Raw genomic sequence first — 17750 nt, forward strand, 5'->3', positions numbered from 1 at the left:
CGGGACGCGGCGATGATCTCGCTGACGGAGGCTCAGTTGATGGCGTGGCTCTCGCCCATCCTGTGGCCGTTCCTGCGGATTCTGGCGGTTTTCACGGCTGCCCCCGTTATTTCCTCCCGGGCTTTTCCTGTGCGGGCACGAATTGCCCTTGCTTTCTTGATCGCCCTGGCTGCGCAGGCCAGTCTGCCAGCGCAGCCGGTCATCAGCCTCAATGGGGCCGAGGCTTGGGGGGCGGTGGTGCAGCAAGTCGGCATCGGCTTGGCGATCGGCTTTGTCGTGCGACTGGTATTTGCCGCTTTTGAGCTGGCGGGCGACGTGGTGGGTTTCCAGATGGGCTTGAACTTCGCATCCTTTTTCGACCCCTCACTCAATACCCAGGCCAGCGCGACCGCCAGGTTTTTCGGCTACATGGCCTCCTTGCTGTTCGTGGTGCTCAATGGCCATCTGATGGTGCTGATGGCTGTCGTGCGCAGTTTTGAGGTATTCCCGGTGAACCAGAACTTTCTCGAGGCATTGAGTCTGATGAAACTTTATGGCTTGGGCGGCGAGCTGTTCGCCAGCGGCTTCTGGATCGCCTTGCCGATGCTGGGCATGCTGATGTTCGCCAATCTGGCGCTGGGAATTGTTTCGCGTGTGGCACCGCAGATGAACATCTTCGCGGTCGGTTTTCCCATCACCCTGGGCGTCGGGTTGATCGGCATGGCCGTGACCTTGCCCATGCTGGATCGCCCCTTCACCGCGCTGATGGAGCGTGCGATCGATATCTTTACCGGTCGCTAGCGGGCGGCTAGACCAGCCCGTTGCGGATGGCGTAGACGGTCAGTTCGGCATTGTTCGAGAGTTTGAGCTTTTCCAGGACGCGTGCGCGGTAGACGCTGACGGTTTTGGGGCTCAGCATGAGTTCTTCTGCGATGTCTGACAGGCGTTTGCCGGAGGCAATTTTCAGCAAGGTCTGGAGTTCTCGTTCCGACAAGGAGGCGTGCAATGCCTCATCCGAGGGGGCCGAGAGATTTTCCACCAGCATTTGTGCCACGTCTGGCGTCACATATTTGCGGCCCTGGGCGACGGTGCGAACGGCGGTGACCAGTTCGCCGGGATCGCCCGCCTTGTTCAGATAGCCCTGCGCGCCGGCACGCAGGCAGCGGATGGCGTACTGGTCTTCCGGGAACATGGAGACCACCAGCACCTTGATGGGGGATGAGGCTTCGCGCAGCGAGGCCAGAACCTCCAGCCCGCCGCGGCCGGGCAGGTTCAGATCGAGCACAAGCACGTCGCAAGGGGCCGAGCGCAAAGCTTCGCGCACCTCGGCGTAGCTGCCCGCTTCAGCCACCACCTGGATATCGACGGCTTCTGACAGCATTTCGCGGATGCCGCGTCGCACGACGGCATGATCATCGCAAAGAATGACACGGATCATGAAGTCCCATCCTGTGAATGGCCAGCCGGTGGGTTTGAGAGTGGAATGGTCAAGGTGATGGCAGTTCCTTCGCCGCTGCGGCTGCTCACATCCAGCCAGCCTCCCACGCTGCGTGCCCGTTCCTGCAGTCCCTTGAGGCCGAAGGCCTTGGGCTTTTCGCGCTCGGTGGGCTGAATGCCGCGCCCATTGTCGGCGATTTCCAAAGTCAGAACATCTTCCGCGTCCGAGAGTTCAATCCGCACTTCACTGCACTGAGCGTGCTTGGATATGTTTGTCAGTGCTTCCTGCGCCGTCCTGTACGCCGCCAGCTGCACGGGCTTGCTGAGGTCGATTGTCTTGAGGTTGGCACGAAAGAGGGTCCGGATTCCTGTGCGTGATTCGAATTCCCGGGCCAGCCAGTCGACGGCCGCTTCCAGGCCCTGGTCCAGAATCGCGGGGCGCAAATTGAGCATGATGCGTTGGCTGGCGCCCAAGGCGTGCTGCAGCATGCCCAGCGCCGACTCGATGTGCGCCAGTGCGTCCGGGGTGCCGTAATGCCGGCCAAGCCAGGACAGGTCGAACTTGATGGCGGCCAGTGAGCCGCCGATGTCGTCATGAATCTCGCGTGCGATGGCCGCGCGTTCCTGTTCAATGGTCATCTGCAGATGATCTGCGAAATGGGCCAGGCGCTGTTCAGAGGCCGCCAGTTCGGCATCGGCCCGTTCCTTGGCAAGGTGGGCCTCCTGCACCTCCAAGGCTCGATGGATAACGTGGGGGAGTTTTCCCATGTCATCTTTGAGCAGGTAGTCACTGATGCCAAGTTTGATGGCTTCAACAGCTGCAGATTCGCCGATCGCTCCCGATAAAAGAATAAAGGGTGGTCGTTGGGGGTGTTCCCGGAGGGCTTGCCATGCATCCAGCGCGGTAAAGCCCGGCAGCCGGTAATCAGCCAGGATGACATCGAATCGGTCGGTTTGAAGCGAACTCAGGAACTCGTCAAGTCTTTCCACGCGGCGCATGTCGCATGACAAGCCCGCTTTGACGAGTGTGCGGGCGACCAGGTCGTGATCCAGGACGGAGTCTTCCAGATGCAGGATGCGGATCGGCCGAAGGGGGGCAGGAGGCATAAATTAGGCGCTATGATGAATAAGACCCGAGAGGCCTTTATAAGGCGCCTGGGCTCTGTCGGCTTGCTGAATCATCCAAAAAGGTCGGGAAATCGCCGCAATTAGATGGAATCCTGATAACCTACATCTGGCAAAATTTTATGCTGGGATGAATGGAGCTGTGAATCAAGCAACAACCGGGCAACAGAATGGAATGACAATGCAACCCACGATGACGACGCCAACCGTTCCCGCCGTGCAGTTGCCTGTCATGCTGGTCGCCGAAGTCCAGGATGCGCTGCTGGTCGTGGTGCACGATTTGACACGGCTGGATGGCCTGCTGGCTCACACCATGGAAAACCTGATGGAGCGTTTCACCAGCGCCAGCGCCACATTGGCTGATCCTGCGCTGGTTGACTCTGAGGCGCTTGATGCTGTTCGTGCAGCGCTGCACTCGGCTGTGACGGAATTGCAGTTTCAAGACATGGCATCCCAACTCATCAACCATACTTCCAAAATTCTCCAAGGCTGTGCCTATCGTTTGGCCGCAGAATCCATGGGGCAGGAAGACGGCGAGGCCGTGCCCTTCGTCGAAGAAGTTCCAGAACGGCCGAATCCGGTGACACAGGATGAGATGGACGCCGGTTCCATCGAACTGTTCTGAAAATCATCATTTATCAAGCTAATTCAATCAGTCGGAGCCTCACATGCCTTTGATCCTTGCCGTTGACGACTCGCCTTCCATGCGCAAGATGGTGACATTTACCCTGACGGGGGCTGGCTACCAAGTGGTGGAGGCGGTGGATGGCCAGGACGCGTTTGAGAAAGCCCAAGCCCAACTTTTTGATTTGATCCTGACGGATCAGAACATGCCTCGGCTGGATGGTTTGGGCTTGACCCGTAAATTGCGTGAGCATCCCCAATACAAAACCAAGCCGATCCTGATGCTGACCACCGAGTCCAGTGATTTGATGAAGCAGGCAGGCCGCACTGCAGGTGCAACCGGATGGCTGGTTAAACCGTTTGATCCGGCCCGATTGCTTGATGTCATCCAAAAAGTCATCAAGTGATGCATATTTGATACAATTGATAATACGCTTCGCAAAAGAAGCACAGGAGTTCTAGTCATGGCTGAGGCGCATCAGGAAAGCGGTGGATCGGGCGATTTCGATCTGAGTCAGTTCTACCAAATCTTCTTCGAGGAAGCGGGGGAGAACCTGGATCTGATGGAGCAGATGCTGCTCAACATGGATCTGGAGACGGCGGATGACGAGGAGCTGAACGGCATTTTCCGTTGTGCCCACTCCGTCAAGGGCGGGGCGGCGACTTTCGGCTTCAGTGATGTGGCCGAGTTGACCCATCAGATGGAGTCCCTGCTCGACAAACTGCGACGGCATGAGCTGCAGCCGAACGCCATGATGGTGGACGTGCTGCTCGAATCGGCGGATATTTCGCGAAGCTTGCTGGCGCGCCATCAGGCGGGTGAGACCGGTGAGCCGCCTTCCTCGGCAGATTTGGTGCGTCGTATCAGCGAGTTGGCTTCAGGGGCCACACCTGCGGCGGCCCCTGCGCCTGTGGCGGCGCCGGCGCCAGCGCCGGCACCTGCTGCGCCTGTCGCAGCGGCACCCAAGGCCGAGACGGCCGTCGTCAAGGGGGAGCGCCAGTTGGAGATCCAGATGGGTCCGCTGGAACGGTTGGACCAGGTTGACCCGGTCAAAGACCTGTTTCGCGATATTGCCGGCTTGGGGGAGATCGTCGACCTGCCCAGCGACCGACCCAACTTCCGGGTTTTCAAAGTGGGGACTTCGTCCAGCAATGATGATTTGCTCGACTTGTTCGCTTTCCATGTCGCACGTGAACATGTGCTGATTCGCGATCTGGGCGAAGAGACGAACGCGGCCTCTGAGGCGGTCAGCTGGAGTGACGATCCTCCTCCCGGCGCACCTCTTGCACCGGCGCCGGGATTTGGCTTCTTTGATGGTGCTCCCGGTGCCCCTGCCATTGCCAAAGCCGAAGCGTCCGAAGCCAAAGGGGCCATCAAGCCCGCGGGCAAGGCACCGGCCCAGTTGGCTCAACCCGAGGCTGCCACCATTCGTGTGGCCATCAACAAGGTGGACCAACTGATCAATCTGGTGGGCGAGCTGGTGATCACGCAGGCCATGTTGGCGCAAAACAGCCGTACGCTGGACCCGACCGTCTACCAGCAATTGCTGACGGGTTTGGCGGATCTGGACCGCAATACGCGTGATCTGCAGGAATCGGTGATGTCCATTCGCATGATTCCGATGTCGATCGTGTTCAGCCGTTTCCCGCGCATGTTGCGTGACCTTGCAAGCAAACTGGGCAAGAAGGTGGACTTCGTGACGCAGGGTGAGGCCACCGAGCTGGACAAAGGCCTGGTTGAAAAGATCACCGATCCCCTGACGCACTTGGTCCGCAACAGCTGCGACCACGGGATCGAGATGCCGGAGGATCGGCTTGCGAAGGGCAAGTCAGAGACCGGCACCATCACTCTGTCCGCTGCTCACCAAGGCGGGTCTATCGTGATCGAGGTGCGCGATGACGGCCGAGGCCTGTCGCGCGAGAAGATTCTTCGCAAAGCCCGTGAGCGCGGCATTGAGGTCTCGGATCAGATGTCCGATGCCGATGTCTGGCAACTCATTTTTGCACCGGGCTTCTCGACGGCGGAGGTCGTCACCGACGTGTCTGGCCGTGGCGTCGGCATGGATGTGGTCAAACGAAATATCGCGGCGCTGGGCGGCACGGTTGAAATCGAATCGGCCGAAGGCTATGGCATGCGGGTTTCGGTGCGCCTGCCGTTGACGTTGGCCATCATGGATGGCATGTCCGTGGGGGTCGGTGACGAAGTCTATATCTTGCCGCTGTCCTCTGTGGTTGAGTCGTTCCAGGTCAAGCCTGATGCTGTGAGCACCGTGGGACAAGGCTCGCAGTTGGTCAAGGTGCGCGAGGAATACATGCCGGTGATTGAGCTGGAGAAGGTATTCCAGGTGCCGCGTTTCGATTTCGAAAAGGCATGCGACATCATGGTCGTGGTGGAAGCCGAGGGTAGCCGCGTTGCCTTGCTGGTGGATGAGCTGCTCGGCCAACAGCAGGTGGTGGTGAAAAACCTGGAGACCAATTACCGCAAGGTCCCGAATGTGTCGGGTGCCACGATTCTGGGCGACGGCAAGGTCGCGCTGATTCTTGATACCAGTGCTCTGGTGCGCCGCTCGCGCCACTGAGCTTTGCGAAGGAGAACGTGAATGGATGTGATGGAAAAAACAGATGAAGTGACGTCGGTTGGGGCACGTGAGTACCTGACATTCCGTTTGGACCAGGAAGAGTACGGCATCGACATTCTCAAAGTTCAGGAAATTCGGGGCTACGAGAAACCCACCCGCCTGGCCAATGCGCCGGAGTTCATCAAAGGCGTGGTCAATCTGCGTGGCACGATCGTGCCGATCGTTGACATGCGGCTGAAATTCAATTGTGCGAAGGCCGAGTACAACGATTTCACGGTCGTCATCATCCTGCACTTGCGCAACCGCATCGTCGGCATTGTGGTCGATTCGGTCAGTGATGTGATGGAGTTGCCGGCTGACAGCATCAAGGCCGCCCCGGAGATTGACAGCGTCATCGACAGTTCGGCCGTGATGGGCCTGGGCTCCGTGGGTGAGCGCATGCTGATTCTGTTGGACATCGAAAAGCTCATGTCGGGTCTCGACATGGGCTTGATTGCCGCGGAAGAGTGACCACTGATTTCCTGAGTCCCTCTCTCTGATGCTGATCACGCTACGCATGCCGCGGCCGATGGCAACCGTCAGGAGTGGCGCCGCCGCTTCCGACACCGGTGGCACCGACGCCCAAGGGCGGGAGTTCGCGTGGACGCAAGCGGATTTCGCCCGCGTTCAATCCCTCATCTACCAGCGTGCCGGCATCAGTCTGCATGATGGCAAGCACGCCATGGTGTACAGCCGACTCTCACGCCGTCTGCGTGAGACGGGGCATCAGAGCTTCCGTGATTACCTGGGCTGGCTGGAGTCGCATGACGGCCCGGAATGGCAAGAGTTTGTCAATGCGCTGACAACCAATCTGACATCCTTTTTCCGGGAGCAGCATCATTTCGATATCCTGGCGGAGCATCTGAAATCAAAGCCGGCGAGCACGGCTTGGCGCGTCTGGTGCAATGCGGCCTCCACCGGAGAGGAACCCTACTCCATTGTGATGACGGCCATGGACGCCTTGGGTGGACATGCGAATTTCAAGCTGTGGGCCAGTGACATCGACTCCAAGGTGTTGATGACGGCGGCGCGCGGCGTGTACCGTCTCGACAGCCTAAAAGGCATCGATTCGGGGCGGTTGCAGCGCTTTTTCATGCGCGGCAAGGGCGGCAACGAGGGCATGGTCCGCGTCAAGCCGGAGTTGCAGCGCATGATCGAGTTCCTCAGCGTGAACCTGATTCGCGATGATTGGCCGTTTCGTGAGCCATTCGACATTGTGTTCTGCCGCAATGTCATGATTTACTTCGATGCCGCGACTCAGCGCAGTGTGCTGGAGCGCATCCACCGTGTGATGAAACCCGGTGGCCTGTTGTTCGTGGGGCACTCGGAGAATTTCAACGAATCGCGCGACCTGTTCGTTCTGCGCGGGAAAACGGTATATGAGCGTCGCTAGCGCTTCAAGCTCAAGTGTTGCGGCAAGAGTTCTGGCCAGTGGTCGGGTATCGCGCATCGACCAGCTGAAGGCGCAGCCGCGCAAGCCGGGTGAGGCCTCCTTTTTCTATGCGGGCCATCATTTCCAGTACGACGCCGTGAAGGTGCTGCCGGGCGAGTACTTTGTTTCCAGCGAAGACTTGGTCATCATGACCGTGCTGGGCTCCTGCATCGCCGCCTGCATCTGGGACAACAAGATGCGCATCGGGGGAATGAACCATTTCATGCTGCCGGATGGTGATGGCGCCGATGGCTCGGGTCGTTATGGTTCCTACGCGATGGAATTGCTGATCAACGAAATGATCAAGCTCGGTGCGCGGCGCGAGACCATGCAGGCCAAGGTGTTCGGGGGTGGTGCGGTGATGGCGGGTTTCACCACCATGAATGTGGGTGAGCGCAACACCAAATTTGTGCTGGACTACCTGGCAACCGAGCGTATTCCGGTGGTCTCGCAGGATGTGCTGGATATCCACCCACGCAAGGTGTGCTTCTTCCCGGTGACGGGAAAGGTACTGGTCAAGCGGCTGGCGCACTCGCATCCCGAATCGCTGGTTGTCGAAGAGCGTAGGGGCAATGCTGCGCTGGTCGCGAAATCCACTGCGGGTGGTTCTGTCGATCTGTTCTAGGGGAATCTGTTTGAAGAAGATTCGAGTTGTGGTGGTGGATGATTCGGCGCTGGTGCGCAGCCTGCTGGCAGAAATCATCAATCGCCAGAAAGATATGGAGTGCATTGGCACGGCGAACGATCCCTTGATCGCGCGCGAAATGATCCGCGAACTCAATCCGGATGTGCTGACGCTGGATGTCGAGATGCCGCGCATGGATGGCATTGATTTCCTCGGGCGTCTGATGCGTCTGCGGCCCATGCCGGTGGTCATGATCTCCACGCTGACCGAGCGCGGGGCCGAAGTCACCATGCGTGCACTGGAGCTGGGGGCCGTTGACTTTGTCGCCAAGCCGCGTATCGGCTTGGCCGAAGGCATCAAGGACCTGTCCGATCAGATCGTCGAGAAGATCCGGGTGGCTGCAGCGGCGCATATCCGTCGGCTGCCAACTCCCGCGGCCGGCGCCGCGGCAGAAGGTACGTCGGCGCCCCGCCCTGAGGTCAAGCTGCTGGGGCGGCTGTCCACCGAGAAGCTGATCTGCATCGGGTCCTCCACCGGCGGCACCGAGGCCATCAAGGAGATTCTGACGCGCATGCCGGCGGATTCACCCGGCATCGTGATCACGCAGCACATGCCGCCAGGTTTTACCACCAGTTTTGCGGCCCGCCTTAACAGCCTGTGCCAGATTACCGTCCAGGAAGCCGTGCATGGCGAACGGATTCTGCCGGGGCATGCCTACATTGCCCCGGGTGGCAAGCAGTTCCGGATTGACCGCAGCGGCGCCAACTATGTGGCGGTCGTGGAAGATGGTGAGCCGGTCAACCGGCACAAGCCTTCCGTCGAGGTGTTGTTCAAGTCCTGTGCGCAAGTGGTCGGGCGTAATGCGTTCGGCATCATGCTGACGGGCATGGGCAATGACGGCGCCAAGGCCATGCGCGAGATGAAAGATGCCGGCAGCTACAACTATGTGCAGGACGAGGCCAGTTGCGTCGTGTTCGGCATGCCGCGCGAAGCGATTGCACACGGAGCGGCAGACGAGGTGCTGCCTTTGACGTCGATTGCGCCCGCCCTTTTGTCCCGCCTGAGCAACACGACCGACCGGTACCGGGTCTGATGCCCGAGGCCGGTGTTGCGCCAGCCGCTTTATTTGACGGACAACTCTTCCCAGCGTGTCAGCGCGGCCATCAATTCGTTTTCGATGGCCGCATCGCGGGCATGTAGTGCGGTGGCTCGTTGCGGGTCACGGGCGTAGAGGCTGCCGTCTGCCAGTTCAGCCTGCAGCTGCGCTTGCTCTACCTCCAGCGCATCAATCAAATCAGGCAATGCTTCCAACTCCCGCTGCTCCTTGTAGCTGAGCTTGGTTCGGGGCGTCGGACGTGGTGGTGCCGGTTTTTCAGAGTCTTTTTGGGCTATAGGCCTTGCTGTCAAGGCGGAAGATGCTCCTGAATTTGTAGCGCCGAGCCATGCTTCACGCCGCTTCGACTGCGTCAGCCAGTCCTGCACGCCGCCCTCATACTCACGCCAGTTGCCATCGCCTTCAAAAGCAATGGTGCTGGTAACAACATTGTCGAGGAAGGTGCGATCGTGACTGACCAGAAACACCGTGCCCTCATAGTTCTGCAGAAGATCCTCCAGCAGTTCCAGCGTGTCGATGTCGAGATCGTTGGTGGGTTCATCCAGCACCAGCACATTGGCGGGCCGGGCGAACAACCGCGCTAGCAACAAGCGGTTGCGCTCGCCACCCGAAAGGGAGCGTACCGGCGAATTGGCGCGCGCCGGCGAGAACAAGAAGTCGCCCAGATAGCTTTTGACGTGCTGACGCTTGGTGCCAATTTCAATCCATTCGCTGCCGGGGCTGATGAAATCCTCCAGCGTGGCGTCAAGGTCCAGTGCATTGCGCATCTGGTCGAAATAGGCCACTTGCAGGTTGGCGCCTTGGCGCACCTGCCCGCTATCGGGTTGCAGCTCGCCCAGGATCAGTTTGAGCAGGGTGGTCTTGCCGGCGCCATTCGGGCCAAGCAAGCCCACTTTATCGCCGCGCAAGATGGTGGCGCTGAAATTCCGGACGATGACTTTGTCGTCAAACGCCTTGTTGACATCCGTCAGCTCGGCGACCAGCTTGCCGCTGGATGCGCCTGTCGCCACCTCCATCTTGACGCGGCCGACGGCCTCGTGGCGGGCGGCACGACGCTCGCGCAATTGCTCCAGCCTGTTGATGCGGCTTTGGCTGCGCGTACGGCGCGCTTCTACGCCTTTGCGGACCCAGACCTCCTCTTGTGCCAATAGTTTGTCTGCCTTGGCGTTGATGACGGCCTCTTGCGCCAGTTGTTCGTCCTTCTGTATCAGGTACTGGGCAAAATTACCCGGGTAGGAGCTGAGGTGGCCACGATCCAGTTCCACGATGCGGGTGGCTACATGATCCAGAAAGGTGCGGTCGTGTGTGATGGTGACTACGCTGCCCTTGAACTCCAGCAGCAGCTTTTCCAGCCATTCAATGGCGTCGAGATCAAGGTGGTTGGTCGGCTCGTCCAGCAGCAGCACTTCAGGCTGCGCCACCAGCGCTTGCGCCAGCGCAACGCGCTTGCGGGTGCCGCCTGAAAGCGTTCCGACCACGGCATCCTTATCCAGGCGCAGGCGTTGCAACGAGGCCTCGACGCGCTGCTGCCAGTTCCAGCCATCCCGTGCCTCGATTTCGTCCTGGAGGGCGTCAAGGTCGCCCACGCCTTGAGAATACGCGTCGATCAAGGCAATCGTTCGCGCCAAGCCTGCGCTCACCGCTTCAAAGACGGTGGCGTTGGGGTCAAGATTCGGCTCTTGGGCCACATAGGCCAGCCGTAGGTTCTGCTGCAGCTGCAAGGTGCCATCATCCGGTTTCTCAAGCCCCCCTAGGATCTTGAGAAGCGAGGATTTTCCCGTGCCATTGCGGCCAATCAGCCCAACGCGTTCGCCGGCCTCCAGAGAAAAGTCAGTGTGGTCGAGCAGAGGCACATGGCCAAAAGCCAGTTGTGCGTTCAGTAGGGTGATAAGTGCCATAAGGGCGGAATTATCCTTGCTTGAGGTGGCGAGAGGCCGCGCGGATGCCCTTCAGCAAGGCGGCTCACGGTGGACGCGGCTGCAAGGCGTGCAAGAGACTTCCTGGCTGCTGTGGCCCCATTCCAATGGTTGGTGCCTAACTTCAAATGAGGCCCGCAGGGGCGGCGTCCCCATGCGATGCGTGACATGAGGGGCGCCCCCATCTTCACGGAGAAAAGAAATTCTTTGCCAGGGAAAAAAAGCGTGTTATAGTTGCGGGCTTCGCTGCTGAGATTCATTTGGAATGATCGATGCAACGAAGCGGCGCTAAGACTGGGTTGATTGCGATGTTGAGAGCAAATGTTCGAAACAAAAAATAAATCGCAATGTTGACTGAGTCGAAAAAATAGTGCTATAATTCAAGGCTTCGCTGATCACAGCAAAGCAAGCGTAAAGCGAATAAGTTTTACGATGGTTCCTTAAAAATATACAGCCGATAAGCGTGGGCGTTTGAAGGTGATTGCCAAGTTCTTCGGAACTAAGTCGCAAGACTTTAAACGCTCATGAGAATAGAAGTGAAGTTCACTTCAATTCCGTTTTTATGAGTTGCTCGAAAGAGCGAAAAAATTCAAGATCGAACTATAGAGTTTGATCCTGGCTCAGATTGAACGCTGGCGGCATGCCTTACACATGCAAGTCGAACGGCAGCACGGGAGTAATCCTGGTGGCGAGTGGCGAACGGGTGAGTAATATATCGGAACGTGCCCAGTCGTGGGGGATAACGTAGCGAAAGCTACGCTAATACCGCATACGATCTATGGATGAAAGCGGGGGATCGCAAGACCTCGCGCGATTGGAGCGGCCGATATCAGATTAGGTAGTTGGTGGGGTAAAGGCTCACCAAGCCGACGATCTGTAGCTGGTCTGAGAGGACGACCAGCCACACTGGGACTGAGACACGGCCCAGACTCCTACGGGAGGCAGCAGTGGGGAATTTTGGACAATGGGCGCAAGCCTGATCCAGCAATGCCGCGTGCAGGATGAAGGCCTTCGGGTTGTAAACTGCTTTTGTACGGAGCGAAAAGGCTCTCTCTAATACAGGGGGCTCATGACGGTACCGTAAGAATAAGCACCGGCTAACTACGTGCCAGCAGCCGCGGTAATACGTAGGGTGCAAGCGTTAATCGGAATTACTGGGCGTAAAGCGTGCGCAGGCGGTTATGTAAGACAGATGTGAAATCCCCGGGCTCAACCTGGGAACTGCATTTGTGACTGCATAGCTAGAGTACGGCAGAGGGGGATGGAATTCCGCGTGTAGCAGTGAAATGCGTAGATATGCGGAGGAACACCGATGGCGAAGGCAATCCCCTGGGCCTGTACTGACGCTCATGCACGAAAGCGTGGGGAGCAAACAGGATTAGATACCCTGGTAGTCCACGCCCTAAACGATGTCAACTGGTTGTTGGGTCTTCACTGACTCAGTAACGAAGCTAACGCGTGAAGTTGACCGCCTGGGGAGTACGGCCGCAAGGTTGAAACTCAAAGGAATTGACGGGGACCCGCACAAGCGGTGGATGATGTGGTTTAATTCGATGCAACGCGAAAAACCTTACCCACCTTTGACATGTACGGAAGTTACCAGAGATGGTTTCGTGCTCGAAAGAGAACCGTAACACAGGTGCTGCATGGCTGTCGTCAGCTCGTGTCGTGAGATGTTGGGTTAAGTCCCGCAACGAGCGCAACCCTTGTCATTAGTTGCTACATTTAGTTGGGCACTCTAATGAGACTGCCGGTGACAAACCGGAGGAAGGTGGGGATGACGTCAAGTCCTCATGGCCCTTATAGGTGGGGCTACACACGTCATACAATGGCTGGTACAAAGGGTTGCCAACCCGCGAGGGGGAGCTAATCCCATAAAGCCAGTCGTAGTCCGGATCGCAGTCTGCAACTCGACTGCGTGAAGTCGGAATCGCTAGTAATCGTGGATCAGAATGTCACGGTGAATACGTTCCCGGGTCTTGTACACACCGCCCGTCACACCATGGGAGCGGGTTCTGCCAGAAGTAGTTAGCCTAACCGCAAGGAGGGCGATTACCACGGCAGGGTTCGTGACTGGGGTGAAGTCGTAACAAGGTAGCCGTATCGGAAGGTGCGGCTGGATCACCTCCTTTCTGGAAACTGCAATCTAATTTGAACGCTCACACTTATCGGTTGTTGGAAGGTTGTCGCCAACGGCTAGGGCTTAGTCCTGGTTAAAGCGACCGGCTTGGGTCTGTAGCTCAGTTGGTTAGAGCACCGTCTTGATAAGGCGGGGGTCGTTGGTTCGAGACCAACCAGACCCACCATCCCGTCCATCAAACTGGGGGATTAGCTCAGCTGGGAGAGCACCTGCTTTGCAAGCAGGGGGTCGTCGGTTCGATCCCGTCATCCTCCACCATCAAATCTCAACATCAAAGCTGCTTTGAAAAAGGCTGCTTTGATGTTGGTTGATATAGATCGATCAACAACGAGTCGCAAGACTCACGGCTGTTCTTTAACAATTTATAGAGTCGAATCAGCGTTGTCAGAGGAAACTGCACATTCGTAAAGGTTTAGTGCAGACCGTGCCTCTGATGACAATTTTTTGATTGCGTCAAAACGAAATTCAAACTTTGTTTGTATTTCAAGTAATGACGAATCGTTCTCTGGTAGCAATACCAAAGAATCATTCACATTACGGCATAACGCGCCAGGTGAAAGACCTGGCAAGTCCTTGAAACGCTTTGAGGTCTCGCAAGAGAGATCAAAGTTATAGGGTCAAGTGACTAAGAGCATGTGGTGGATGCCTTGGCAATGATAGGCGACGAAGGACGTGATAGCCTGCGATAAGCTTCGGGGAGCTGGCAAATTAGCTTTGATCCGGAGATTTCCGAATGGGGAAACCCACCGAAAGGTATCGCATACTGAATACATAGGTATGCGAGGCGAACCGGGTGAACTGAAACATCTCAGTAGCTCGAGGAAAAGACATCAACCGAGATTCCGAAAGTAGTGGCGAGCGAAATCGGAGAAGCCTGTTAGTGATAGCACGACTCTTAGCAAAACAGTCTGGAAAGGCTGGCCATAGCAGGTGATAGCCCTGTATGCGAAAAGAGACGTGTGGTACTGAGCTAACGAAAAGTAGGGCGGGACACGTGTAATCCTGTCTGAATATGGGGGGACCATCCTCCAAGGCTAAATACTCATCATTGACCGATAGTGAACTAGTACCGTGAGGGAAAGGCGAAAAGAACCCCGGGAGGGGAGTGAAATAGATCCTGAAACCGCATGCTTACAAAAAGTAGGAGCCCGCAAGGGTGACTGCGTACCTTTTGTATAATGGGTCAGCGACTTACATTCAGTGGCAAGGTTAACCGAATAGGGAAGCCGTAGAGAAATCGAGTCCGAATAGGGCGTTCAGTCGCTGGGTGTAGACCCGAAACCAAGTGATCTATCCATGGCCAGGATGAAGGTGCCGTAACAGGTACTGGAGGTCCGAACCGACTAGTGTTGCAAAACTAGCGGATGAGCTGTGGATAGGGGTGAAAGGCTAAACAAACTTGGAAATAGCTGGTTCTCTCCGAAAACTATTTAGGTAGTGCCTCAAGTATTACCGTCGGGGGTAGAGCACTGTTTTGGCTAGGGGGTCATGGCGACTTACCAAACCAAGGCAAACTCCGAATACCGACGAGTACAGCTTGGGAGACAGAGCACCGGGTGCTAACGTCCGGACTCAAGAGGGAAACAACCCAGACCGCCAGCTAAGGTCCCTAAAATTGGCTAAGTGGGAAACGAAGTGGGAAGGCTAAAACAGTCAGGATGTTGGCTTAGAAGCAGCCATCATTTAAAGAAAGCGTAATAGCTCACTGATCGAGTCGTCCTGCGCGGAAGATGTAACGGGGCTAAGCCAGTTACCGAAGCTGCGGATTTGCAATTTATTGCAAGTGGTAGGAGAGCGTTCTGTAAGCCTGTGAAGGTGCGTTGTAAAGCGTGCTGGAGGTATCAGAAGTGCGAATGCTGACATGAGTAGCGTTAAAGGGGGTGAAAAGCCCCCTCGCCGTAAGCGCAAGGTTTTCTACGCAACGTTCATCGGCGTAGAGTGAGTCGGCCCCTAAGGCGAGGCAGAGATGCGTAGCTGATGGGAAACAGGTCAATATTCCTGTACCGATGTGTAGTGCGATGTGGGGACGGAGAAGGTTAGCTCAGCCAACTGTTGGATATGTTGGTTCAAGCCTGTAGTCGTGCCTGGTAGGCAAATCCGCCGGGCTTAGATGAGGGGTGATAACGAGGCAGCTTGCTGCCGAAGTGAGTGATACCCTGCTTCCAGGAAAAGCCACTAAGCTTCAGCTACACACGACCGTACCGCAAACCGACACTGGTGCGCGAGATGAGTATTCTAAGGCGCTTGAGAGAACTCAGGAGAAGGAACTCGGCAAATTGACACCGTAACTTCGGAAGAAGGTGTGCCTTTAGTAGGTGAACCATTTACTTGGGGAGCCCAATGAGGTTGCAAAAAATCGGTGGCTGCGACTGTTTATTAAAAACACAGCACTCTGCAAACACGAAAGTGGACGTATAGGGTGTGACGCCTGCCCGGTGCTGGAAGATTAAATGATGGGGTGCAAGCTCTTGATTGAAGTCCCAGTAAACGGCGGCCGTAACTATAACGGTCCTAAGGTAGCGAAATTCCTTGTCGGGTAAGTTCCGACCTGCACGAATGGCGTAACGATGGCCACACTGTCTCCTCCTGAGACTCAGCGAAGTTGAAATGTTTGTGATGATGCAATCTCCCCGCGGAAAGACGGAAAGACCCCATGAACCTTTACTGTAGCTTTGTATTGGACTTTGAACAGATCTGTGTAGGATAGGTGGGAGGCTTTGAAGCGGTGCCGCTAGGTATCGTGGAGCCAACGTTGAAATACCACCCTGGTGTGTTTGAGGTTCTAACCTGGGTCCCTTATCGGGATCGGGGACAGTGCATGGTAGGCAGTTTGACTGGGGCGGTCTCCTCCCAAAGCGTAACGGAGGAGTTCGAAGGTACGCTAGTTACGGTCGGACATCGTGACGATAGTGCAATGGCATAAGCGTGCTTAACTGCGAGACTGACAAGTCGAGCAGATGCGAAAGCAGGACATAGTGATCCGGTGGTTCTGTATGGAAGGGCCATCGCTCAACGGATAAAAGGTACTCTGGGGATAACAGGCTGATACCGCCCAAGAGTTCATATCGACGGCGGTGTTTGGCACCTCGATGTCGGCTCATCTCATCCTGGGGCTGTAGTCGGTCCCAAGGGTATGGCTGTTCGCCATTTAAAGAGGTACGTGAGCTGGGTTTAAAACGTCGTGAGACAGTTTGGTCCCTATCTTCCGTGGGCGCTGCAGATTTGAGGAAGCCTGCTCCTAGTACGAGAGGACCGGAGTGGACACACCTCTGGTGTATCGGTTGTCACGCCAGTGGCATTGCCGAGTAGCTATGTGTGGAAGAGATAACCGCTGAAAGCATCTAAGCGGGAAACTCGTTTCAAGATGAGATCTGCCGGGGCCTTGAGCCCCCTAAAGAGTCGTTCAAGACCAGGACGTTGATAGGTCAGGTGTGGAAGCGTAGTAATGCGTTAAGCTAACTGATACTAATTGCTCGTGCGGCTTGACCCTATAACTTTGATTCAAGCAATCAAGGTTGTTATGCCAAGTGACGCATTCAAAAATACAAAGCTGATTGGCTCTATAAATTGGTCGTCTTGACCCAGTCAAGATGGCAACAAGTTATGCCTGATGACCATAGCGAGGTGGTCCCACTCCTTCCCATCCCGAACAGGACAGTGAAACGCCTCAGCGCCGATGATAGTGCGGATTCCCGTGTGAAAGTAGGACATCGTCAGGCTCTTACAGCAAAAACGCCCCATCATTCGATGGGGCGTTTTTTTTGCCTGGACGAAAGTGGTTTTGTTTATTGGTTGAACAGGGTCTGGTTGTCGATGCGTGCCGCGCCGACACGGACCAGCTCCTGCAGAAGCTCTTCGATCCACAGCCTGAAGTCCTGCGTCTTGAAATGCGCGCGATGCAGGATGGAGAAATACGAGGTCTGTCCAATCCAACGCTGGAAGTCGTCGAGCGCCACCTGTTGCAGCTCCAGCAATTTGAACTTCATGAGAACCTTGGCGGCATGGCGTGCATGCCGGCGTGGATCAGCGATGAATTGCCTGAGCCGTTGACGTGCCACATCCAGCGCGGTATCCACCTGATGGAAGACGCTGCCATGGCCAGGGATGACGGTGCGGGGTTGCAGCGACTCAATCAGGTCCAGTGTGGCTGCCACTTCATCAAACGCATCTTCTCCCTCAATTTCAGGAAAGACGACGCCGAAGCCGTTCTCCCAGAGCGCATCGGCGGAAATCAGCATTCGGTGCTCCGGCTCAAAAAGAATCACCGAATGCGGGTCATGGCCGGGAGCCGCATGGACCTGCCAGTCGCGCAGGCCTAGGCGCAGGCTGCTGCCCGGTGCAAGCACGCCATCAAAGCGGAACGGTGAGCATGACTGTCCCGTCGGACCATAACTCAAGGCCTCGGCATCCCACTGCCGTACCTGTTCGGCATGGCCGGGGGGAATGAGCGTACGCAAGGCCGGGTAGTGACCTTGAAGACCGGCGTTACCACCACAATGGTCGCTATGAAGGTGGGTGTTCACCAACACATCAAGCGACCGAGTTCCGAGGGCTGACGCAATCAGAGCCAGCGTCTGGGGGGCATGGCTCACGTACCCGCTGTCAACCAAGGCGGCGCCCGTATCGGAGCAGAGCAGAATGTTGTTGGACGACAGCCAGCCGCGTTCGAAAACGCGGACGTCGTCTGGCACAAGGGCGTGAGCAGGCATCACGTCAGAGTGTAGGACGGCTGGCGATCGG

Annotated in this window: 12 protein-coding genes, 2 tRNA genes and 3 rRNA genes; 13 read left to right on the forward strand and 4 right to left on the reverse strand. The window is 56.7% G+C overall.

Annotated elements, in window-relative coordinates; all coding sequences use genetic code 11:
• Nucleotides 1–12 precede the first annotated feature (12 nt).
• Nucleotides 13–780 (forward strand): flagellar biosynthetic protein FliR, encoded by a 768-nt coding sequence (fliR, locus tag CDE01S_RS10525; RefSeq protein ID WP_066706828.1) that lies wholly within the window; start codon nucleotides 13–15, stop codon nucleotides 778–780.
• Nucleotides 781–787: 7 nt separating this feature from the next.
• On the opposite strand, the gene CDE01S_RS10530 is transcribed toward fliR, so the two are convergent.
• Nucleotides 788–1417, reverse strand: a complete 630-nt coding sequence (locus tag CDE01S_RS10530; protein ID WP_066706831.1) for a response regulator — start codon at nucleotides 1415–1417, stop codon at nucleotides 788–790.
• The gene (locus tag CDE01S_RS10535; protein ID WP_066706833.1) at nucleotides 1414–2523 is read right to left on the reverse strand and encodes a hybrid sensor histidine kinase/response regulator; all 1110 of its coding nucleotides are present in this window, start codon (nucleotides 2521–2523) and stop codon (nucleotides 1414–1416) included. Before CDE01S_RS10535 ends, CDE01S_RS10530 begins: the two co-directional genes overlap by 4 nt.
• A gap of 199 nt (nucleotides 2524–2722) precedes the next feature.
• Between CDE01S_RS10535 and CDE01S_RS10540 the strand changes: the two genes are divergently transcribed.
• The 7 genes from CDE01S_RS10540 to CDE01S_RS10570 are packed head-to-tail and all read left to right on the forward strand — an operon-like array spanning nucleotide 2723 to nucleotide 8933.
• Nucleotides 2723–3166, forward strand: a complete 444-nt coding sequence (locus CDE01S_RS10540) for a hypothetical protein (protein WP_066706835.1) — start codon at nucleotides 2723–2725, stop codon at nucleotides 3164–3166.
• A 43-nt stretch (nucleotides 3167–3209) separates the two neighbouring features.
• Complete coding sequence (locus tag CDE01S_RS10545) at nucleotides 3210–3572, forward strand: response regulator (RefSeq protein ID WP_066706838.1); 363 nt, start codon at nucleotides 3210–3212, stop codon at nucleotides 3570–3572.
• A 57-nt stretch (nucleotides 3573–3629) separates the two neighbouring features.
• Entirely contained in the window at nucleotides 3630–5744 is a 2115-nt protein-coding gene (locus CDE01S_RS10550; protein WP_066706841.1) for a chemotaxis protein CheW, read from the forward strand.
• A 21-nt stretch (nucleotides 5745–5765) separates the two neighbouring features.
• Nucleotides 5766–6254 carry a chemotaxis protein CheW gene (locus CDE01S_RS10555; protein ID WP_066706848.1) on the forward strand — a complete coding sequence of 163 codons (489 nt, stop codon included), beginning with the start codon at nucleotides 5766–5768 and terminating at the stop codon, nucleotides 6252–6254.
• 58 nt (nucleotides 6255–6312) lie between these two features.
• Nucleotides 6313–7176, forward strand: a complete 864-nt coding sequence (locus CDE01S_RS10560; protein WP_245636158.1) for a CheR family methyltransferase — start codon at nucleotides 6313–6315, stop codon at nucleotides 7174–7176.
• Nucleotides 7163–7840 (forward strand): chemoreceptor glutamine deamidase CheD, encoded by a 678-nt coding sequence (cheD, locus tag CDE01S_RS10565; protein WP_066706850.1) that lies wholly within the window; start codon nucleotides 7163–7165, stop codon nucleotides 7838–7840. Before CDE01S_RS10560 ends, cheD begins: the two co-directional genes overlap by 14 nt.
• 10 nt (nucleotides 7841–7850) lie before the next feature.
• Nucleotides 7851–8933 carry a protein-glutamate methylesterase/protein-glutamine glutaminase gene (locus tag CDE01S_RS10570; protein ID WP_066706852.1) on the forward strand — a complete coding sequence of 361 codons (1083 nt, stop codon included), beginning with the start codon at nucleotides 7851–7853 and terminating at the stop codon, nucleotides 8931–8933.
• Nucleotides 8934–8962: 29 nt separating this feature from the next.
• On the opposite strand, the gene CDE01S_RS10575 is transcribed toward CDE01S_RS10570, so the two are convergent.
• Entirely contained in the window at nucleotides 8963–10852 is a 1890-nt protein-coding gene (locus tag CDE01S_RS10575) for an ATP-binding cassette domain-containing protein (protein WP_066706854.1), read from the reverse strand.
• Nucleotides 10853–11467: 615 nt separating this feature from the next.
• Between CDE01S_RS10575 and CDE01S_RS10580 the strand changes: the two genes are divergently transcribed.
• From CDE01S_RS10580 to rrf, 5 genes are all read left to right on the forward strand, one after another.
• A 16S ribosomal RNA gene (locus tag CDE01S_RS10580) occupies nucleotides 11468–13002 on the forward strand.
• Nucleotides 13003–13099: 97 nt separating this feature from the next.
• A tRNA-Ile gene (locus CDE01S_RS10585) sits at nucleotides 13100–13176 on the forward strand.
• Between the two features lie 16 nt (nucleotides 13177–13192).
• Nucleotides 13193–13268: transfer RNA gene (locus CDE01S_RS10590), tRNA-Ala, on the forward strand.
• 357 nt (nucleotides 13269–13625) lie between these two features.
• Nucleotides 13626–16500: ribosomal RNA gene (locus CDE01S_RS10595) — 23S ribosomal RNA — on the forward strand.
• A gap of 116 nt (nucleotides 16501–16616) precedes the next feature.
• Nucleotides 16617–16729 (forward strand): 5S ribosomal RNA (gene rrf / locus CDE01S_RS10600).
• The 16S, 23S and 5S rRNA genes sit together here with 2 tRNA genes alongside, the layout of an rRNA operon.
• Before the next feature lie 66 nt (nucleotides 16730–16795).
• On the opposite strand, the gene CDE01S_RS10605 is transcribed toward rrf, so the two are convergent.
• Complete coding sequence (locus CDE01S_RS10605; protein WP_066706857.1) at nucleotides 16796–17719, reverse strand: MBL fold metallo-hydrolase; 924 nt, start codon at nucleotides 17717–17719, stop codon at nucleotides 16796–16798.
• Nucleotides 17720–17750 lie beyond the last annotated feature (31 nt).

This window comes from Curvibacter delicatus NBRC 14919 (genome assembly GCF_001592265.1).
Lineage (GTDB): Bacteria > Pseudomonadota > Gammaproteobacteria > Burkholderiales > Burkholderiaceae_C > Hylemonella > Hylemonella delicata.